The sequence below is a fragment of the Deltaproteobacteria bacterium genome (genome assembly GCA_016874755.1).
GTDB lineage: Bacteria > Desulfobacterota > Binatia > UBA9968 > UBA9968 > DP-20.
Genome location: VGTH01000036.1, coordinates 48,669 through 55,051 on the forward strand (window position 1 = coordinate 48,669; position 6,383 = coordinate 55,051).

A 6,383-nucleotide genomic window follows, 5' to 3' on the forward strand; every position below is an offset into this window, starting at 1 on the left:
CAAAACGCTACGTTAGCGGGTGGCGGCTCGGGCAATCCGAGATAGCCAGCGCGAGGCGGTATTGCTCTTGATGATACCCTTGTTTACCGCTTTGCTCAGGGCCTTATCGACCGCCCGGACCTGCGCGGGAATCTCCTCGGCCTTCTTCTCTTCGATGGCTTGACGAGCCTTTTTCATCAAGGTGCGAAGTTTCGATTTGGTTTCGATGTTGCGCGCACGGCGCGCGATGCTTTGCCGGTGCCGCTTGATTGCGGATGGATGTCGAGCCAAAAGCTTTGCCTCCCGAACGAAAATATAAAGTGAGCCCCTTTTCTAACACCTCCGTTTTCCAGAGTCAACTTTGGCAAACGCATGCACGATGGCGGCATGCCGCCGCGGGCAGCTTTTGCCGCAGCTCAAACGGCGGCCAGATAACCAGGTGGTTTCTGAGCAGAACTAAGCAAAACAGGGTAATTGGTTAAAAATAGGAGGAAATCTTTGCTTTTTAGCGAGGCATTATGTTACCGATGGCCATTTGGGGCCTTCCTAATGGGGTTTGATCTAAGTTATCAACAGCTTATTCACACTTGCTGTGGGCCGCGCCGATGCCCTTGAATCTGGGGCCCTGTTGTGCGATATAAAGCGCTAAATCCAAACAGTGATGTGTGACGGGAAAGGAGGTGAACTCATGATGGGAAAGAAGATCGTTTCGTTGTCAGCAGTAGCCCTCTTCGCTTTGACTGTGACCTTAGCGGGATGCGGAAAGAAGGAAGAACCGGCTCCGCCTCCACCGCCGCCGGCACCAGCCCCGGCGCCGGAACCGGCTCCAGCAGCCCCGGCGGGTGGTGATCAGAAAGCCGCCGAGCCCGCGAAAGATGGCGCACCAGCAGCCGGAAAAGCCGCGGAAACGAAAGAAGAGAAAAAAGAAGAGAAGAAGATGGAAGAGAAAAAAGCCAAGTAGAGCCAGTCGGCTTACCGGTCTTTTTCACAACCAGAGAAGGGGAAGGGATCAAATCCTTCCCCTTTTTTGTAATTTGAACTGGCTTAGAGGTGGTGGGAACCGATTCCTACATGACTTTCACCGAGCACCTGGAGGAGCTCCGTTGGTGCTTGCTGCGTTCGCTGATTGTCGTTTTGGTGGTTTCGGCGATCTGCTATGCATTTTCCGATGCGATTTTCGGTTTTATCGTGGCGCCGCTGCGGCAAAACCTCAAGCCCGGTCAGAATCTGATCGGCACGAGTATCACTGAAGCGTTTTTCATAGAAATCAAAGTGGCGTTGGCGGCCGGCGCGGTCTTTTCCAGTCCCTATCTTTTTTATCAGATTTGGCGATTCATTGCGCCGGGGTTGTCGAGCGGCGAGAAGAAGTTGGTCTTGCCCTTTGTGCTATGTGCCACCGGGTTTTTTCTTGGCGGCGCATTTTTTTGTTACAAGATCGTTTTGCCGGTGGCCTTTGAGTATTTCATCGAGCAATACACCACCATGGGGGTGACGCCGGCGCTGCGCATCGGCGAGTATTTTACGTTTTTCTTTCGCATGGTGTTGGCTTTCGGGGGCACCTTCGAGCTGCCGGTATTCACATTTTTTTTGGTGCGGTTGGGGATCTGGGATCACCGTTTAATGATTCGCTCCTTCCGCTACGCGGTTGTGGTTATTTTCGTATGTGCGGCGATTTTGACACCGACGCCCGATATTGTTAATCAATCGCTGCTGGCCCTGCCGATGTTGGTGCTTTACGTGCTGAGCATCGGGGTCGCGTATGTTTGGCGCAAAGATTAGAAAAAATATTTCTCTGGAAGGGATGATCGACCGTCATGATCCTACTTGTTATCACGATTAGCTGTTTGTCATTGCTGTTTGCTGTTTATTTGGCGCGCCACGTCATGCAAAAGGAAACCGGCACGCAGCAAATGCAGGACATCTCCAATGCCATCAAAGAAGGCGCCGAGGCGTTCATGTCGCGCCAGAACCGCACCATCATCACACTGTCCGCTGCCTTGGCGGTGCTGATATTTCTTCTCTACGCGTTCGTGCGCACGCCCAGCAAGGCCGATCCGGTGCCGCCCATGGAGCTAGCTTTTTGGACAACCCTCGCCTTTGTCCTGGGCGCTGCCTGTTCAGTAGTCGCCGGGTACGTGGGCATGTGGATTGCCATTCGCGCCAACATTCGCACTGCGTCGGCGGTGCGCAGCAGCTTGAACGAGGGCCTGCAGATCGCCATGCGCGGCGGCGCGGTGTCGGGGCTTTTCGTGGTGGCCATGAGCTTGCTGGGTGTCGGCGGGCTTTATTGGCTGCTGGAGGGGCTCGGCCACGATCCCCGCAAGATTCCGTTCACGATCGTCGGCTATGGCTTCGGCGCGTCTTTCGTCGCGCTCTTTGCCCAGCTCGGCGGCGGCATCTACACCAAAGCGGCGGACGTGGGCGCCGACCTGGTCGGCAAAGTCGAGGCGGGCATTCCTGAAGACGACCCGCGCAACCCGGCGGTCATCGCGGATTTGGTCGGCGATAACGTCGGCGACTGCGCCGGCCGCGGCGCCGACCTGTTCGAGTCGACCGCCGCGGAAAACATCGGCGCGATGATTCTCGGCGTCGGGCTTTACCCGTACTTTGGCCTAAAAGGGGTGCTGTTTCCCTTGGTGGCGCGGGCTTTTGGCCTACTCGCCTCGATTGTCGGCATCATGGTCGTCAAGTGCAAGGAGACCGAAGATCCCATGGCCGCGCTCAATCGCGGCTATTATCTGACTAGCTTCCTCGCCATTGTCGGGTTCTTTTTTGCCACCCAATGGATGCTCACCGTCGATCCGGCGCAACATCCGCAAGCGACTTCCGCCTGGTTTTACTTTTTTCTTTGCGGCGTCATCGGCATCTTGATGGCGCAAGCCTTCGTCTACATCACGCAGTACTACACCGAATACAAATACCGTCCGGTGAAGTCGATCGCCGAGGCGTCGCAGACCGGGCCGGCGACCAACATCATCGCCGGTGTTGCCGTCGGCTTAGAGTGCACGGCGATTCCGGTTTTGGTGATTTCCATTGCAATTATCTCGTCCTATTACTTGGGCCTCAATAGCGGCGTGCCTCACGCCGGTTTGTTCGGCACCGCGGTGGCGACCATGGGCATGCTGGGCACGGCGGCTTACATTTTGGCCATGGATACTTTCGGCCCGATCACGGACAACGCCGGCGGCATCGTCGAAATGAGCGGCCAGCCGGAATCGGTGCGCCACAAGACCGACCGGCTCGACGCGGTTGGCAACACCACCAAGGCGCTGACCAAAGGTTACGCCATCGGCTCGGCGGCGCTCGCGGCCTTCCTGTTGTTCTCGGCTTACCTCGACGAGGTCGCCCACTACGGTCACAAACTCGAAGTGGTCAACATCGCCAGGCCGGAAGTTTTCGTCGGCGGCTTGATCGGTGCGACGCTGGTTTTCTTGTTCTCGGCGATGGCGATCCGCGCGGTCGGCAAGGCGGCTTACTATGTCATTAACGAGGTGCGCCGGCAGTTCAAGGAAAACCCCGGCATCCTCAAAGGCACGGTGAAGCCGGACTACGGCCGCTGTGTCGACATCGTCACCATCGGCGCGCTCAAAGAGATGATCTGGCCGGGTATCATCGCGGTCGGCACGCCGGTCGCGGTTGGTTTGGTGTTCCGCCTCTTCGGCGTCGGCGCCGAAGCCGTTGCGGCGCTGTTGATGGTCGGTACCATCGCCGGCATTTTGATGGCGACGTTTCTCAACAACAGCGGCGGCGCCTGGGACAACGCCAAGAAGTTCATCGAAACCGGCGCCGGCAAAGGCTCCGATACTCACAAGGCGGCCGTCGTCGGCGACACCGTTGGCGACCCGTTCAAAGACACCGCCGGCCCGAGCTTGCACGTGTTGATCAAGCTGCTAGCCACGATCACACTGGTGCTCGCGCCGCTGTTTGTCTAAGAAGAAATTGATAATGGAGAATTGACAATGGATAATGTCTCGGAGAACCAGCTCCGGGCGTTGTCCATTGTCAATTAGCCATTATCCATTCTTTGCTCACTTTTTCTGCAAAATTAAATCTGCTACGAATACCGACAACACGAAATCCTCCAATGGCCCGGGTGGTGGAATAGGTAGACACAAGGGACTTAAAATCCCTCGGACCGAAAGGTCTGTGCCGGTTCGAGTCCGGCTCCGGGCACCAAGAAATTTCTTCGTACTGCTCGATCGAACTTTCGCAATTGTGCACTGGACCAGCGGTTTTTTTTTCATTTCTGGAAATCGTCCTCACTAATAGCAAGCTATTCGTTAGCATTTCTTAGGCACGGGCTTTGCCTACTCTACCGGCAGGGGTTGATATCCTATGGCCTGGTAAACCGGAGGAAGTCCATGCGATTCGCCAATCGTGAGCATGCCGCGAAGTTGCTTCTCGATCGACTGCGGGTCAAATACAAAGACCAGAATGCGCTGGTGCTTGGCGTGCCGCGCGGCGCGGTGCCGATGGCCAAGATTATTGCGGACGGTTTGGCCGGCGAGCTCGACGTTGTGCTCGTGCACAAGCTGAGACATCCGGATCAGCCTGAGCTAGCTATTGGCGCCATCGACGAAGAGGGCACCGCTTTCATCGCCGATTGGGCCGCCGACTTGGGCGCGGCCTATCTCGAACGAGAGAAACAACATCAGCTTGCGCTTTTGAAAAAGCGGCGCGCCCGCTACACGCCGCTGCATTCGCCCGTCGACCCTAAGGGCCGGGTGGTTATCGTCGTCGATGACGGCATCGCCACCGGCTCGACGTTCACCTCGGCGCTGCGCGCTGTGCGCGCTAAAGAACCGAGCAAGCTTGTCGGCGCCGTCGCCGTCGCTTCGCCGGGCTCCGCGCGCGCTATGCTGCGGGAGTGCGATTCGATGGTCTGTCTCAACGTGCCCGGTGATTTTTATGCAGTTGGGCAATTTTTCGACGACTTCGCCCAGGTGAGTGACGACGATGTAGTGCGGATCTTAAGCCGAAAAACCGAACCGGCTGTGGTGGTGGGCTGAGTTGGAGAATGGTTCCATGTTTCGGGGTTCTGGCCCGTGTCTATTGTGCGGCGTTCTGGCGGCTATGCAGCTCTGGAGTTGTCTGCAACCGGCGCGCACCGTGCGCCAATACACCTATCCGCCGGAGTTTCGCTACATTTCACGCGAAGAGCTCACTAGCGCCATGCAGCAGAGCTTAGCCATGGAGGGAGGAAAGGGCGATGTTACAAGATAAAAACTGGTCCGACTGGTGGCGCCAATTCTTTGGTCTCTCACCGGCCGGCTATCGTGAAATCGTCAAGATATTGCAAGACCGTTACATTGAAGAGATGCAGCATGTGAAACGCTACGCGCAGCATGCGGAAAAAATGCAATATCCGCAGTTTCGCGAACGCCTGCTACGCATCGCCGCCGAAGAGGCGCGCCATGGCGAATGGCTTGCAGAAAAGATCACGCTGCTCGGTAGTCACTTGCCGCCGGTGCCGCAGGTTTTGTCGACCGAGAAAAATAGCTGGCGCTACCTGCTGGCCGATCTCGAGGAGGAAAACCATTGCGGCGCGGCTCTAATCGAGAAGATGCAGAGCGTGCGCAACGAACTGCCCGACATCGCAGAGGGCTTGGAACGCATCTACGAAGAGGGCGAAAAGCATCGAGCCGAGCTGCGCGAGATGATCATGCGCAGCGACCCGCAGTCGAATGGACCGGGTTAGGGCTTTGCCCAGCTTAACGGCTACGCAAATGCCGGCGCGCCGACGCGGCGCCCCAATTGATGGAAATCACAGAATTCAGTCTTTGTCCGCGCCTGGCATATTCCCTGCGCTAGTCATATCAAAGCGAGTCTCTTCGATGGCCGACAAGAACCACCGCACGGTTGCGCCGGAAATCAAGTGTTGGACTTGGGGCGGGAAACCACCGTCTACGGCTTTGCAGTCCACGTAAGGAGGTAAGATGTTTACGCAAATCATAATCCACCTCGACGGCTCGAAGAACGCGGCGCAAACACTGCCTTTTGCCGGGGCGCCGGCGAAAGTTAACGTCGGCACCGCTCAGCGACAATGGGCTGTGCATTTCATAACACTTTATCGGTTTTAAGAGACCGCCGTGGGCATAATGTGCACATAGCTCAGCGCGCCGCCAACTAAACTCAACACAACGGAAGTATCGCTCGCCTCGCTTGGTCATCTCGACCTGTTGCAAGTTCCACAACGTATTGTAAAGACGCCTATTCCCGCGTCGGCACGTTGGTTGCTTAGCCCCTCCAGCACCTTCGTTTTAGAAACTCGCGAGTCTGTGGTGAGCCGTTGTCAATAGGTGTGTAAAAAGATACTAGGCGGCGACCCTCATCTCTTTGCCATTGTCATACTTCGTCCCGCGCGCTACTTTTCCGACAAGCTGTGGTGCGTTCAGTTTGCGGAA

7 protein-coding genes and 1 tRNA gene are annotated in these 6,383 nt (G+C 56.6%); 7 read left to right on the forward strand and 1 reads right to left on the reverse strand.

Going from position 1 to position 6,383, the window contains the following annotated elements:
- Positions 1–12: 12 nt before the first annotated feature.
- The gene (gene rpsT / locus FJ145_19530; GenBank protein ID MBM4263605.1) at positions 13–294 is read right to left on the reverse strand and encodes a 30S ribosomal protein S20; all 282 of its coding nucleotides are present in this window, start codon (positions 292–294) and stop codon (positions 13–15) included.
- A 376-nt stretch (positions 295–670) separates the two neighbouring features.
- Here rpsT and FJ145_19535 point away from each other — a divergent pair, with 376 nt between their 5' ends.
- The 7 genes from FJ145_19535 to FJ145_19565 all read left to right on the forward strand — a co-directional run bounded on the left by FJ145_19535 (position 671) and on the right by FJ145_19565 (position 5,677).
- Positions 671–940: a hypothetical protein gene (locus FJ145_19535; protein MBM4263606.1), complete on the forward strand. Its 270-nt coding sequence runs from the start codon at positions 671–673 to the stop codon at positions 938–940.
- Between the two features lie 110 nt (positions 941–1,050).
- The gene (gene tatC, locus FJ145_19540) at positions 1,051–1,758 is read left to right on the forward strand and encodes a twin-arginine translocase subunit TatC (protein ID MBM4263607.1); all 708 of its coding nucleotides are present in this window, start codon (positions 1,051–1,053) and stop codon (positions 1,756–1,758) included.
- Between the two features lie 35 nt (positions 1,759–1,793).
- Complete coding sequence (locus tag FJ145_19545; protein ID MBM4263608.1) at positions 1,794–3,911, forward strand: sodium-translocating pyrophosphatase; 2,118 nt, start codon at positions 1,794–1,796, stop codon at positions 3,909–3,911.
- A 155-nt stretch (positions 3,912–4,066) separates the two neighbouring features.
- Positions 4,067–4,155 (forward strand) — tRNA-Leu (locus FJ145_19550).
- Between the two features lie 185 nt (positions 4,156–4,340).
- On the forward strand, positions 4,341–4,988 hold the full coding sequence (locus tag FJ145_19555) for a phosphoribosyltransferase (protein MBM4263609.1): 648 nt from the start codon (positions 4,341–4,343) through the stop codon (positions 4,986–4,988).
- Positions 4,989–5,004: 16 nt separating this feature from the next.
- Complete coding sequence (locus FJ145_19560) at positions 5,005–5,202, forward strand: hypothetical protein (GenBank protein MBM4263610.1); 198 nt, start codon at positions 5,005–5,007, stop codon at positions 5,200–5,202.
- Positions 5,189–5,677, forward strand: coding sequence for a ferritin-like domain-containing protein (locus FJ145_19565; protein MBM4263611.1), 489 nt, complete (start codon positions 5,189–5,191; stop codon positions 5,675–5,677). The genes FJ145_19560 and FJ145_19565 overlap by 14 nt, the downstream gene beginning before the upstream one ends.
- Positions 5,678–6,383 lie beyond the last annotated feature (706 nt).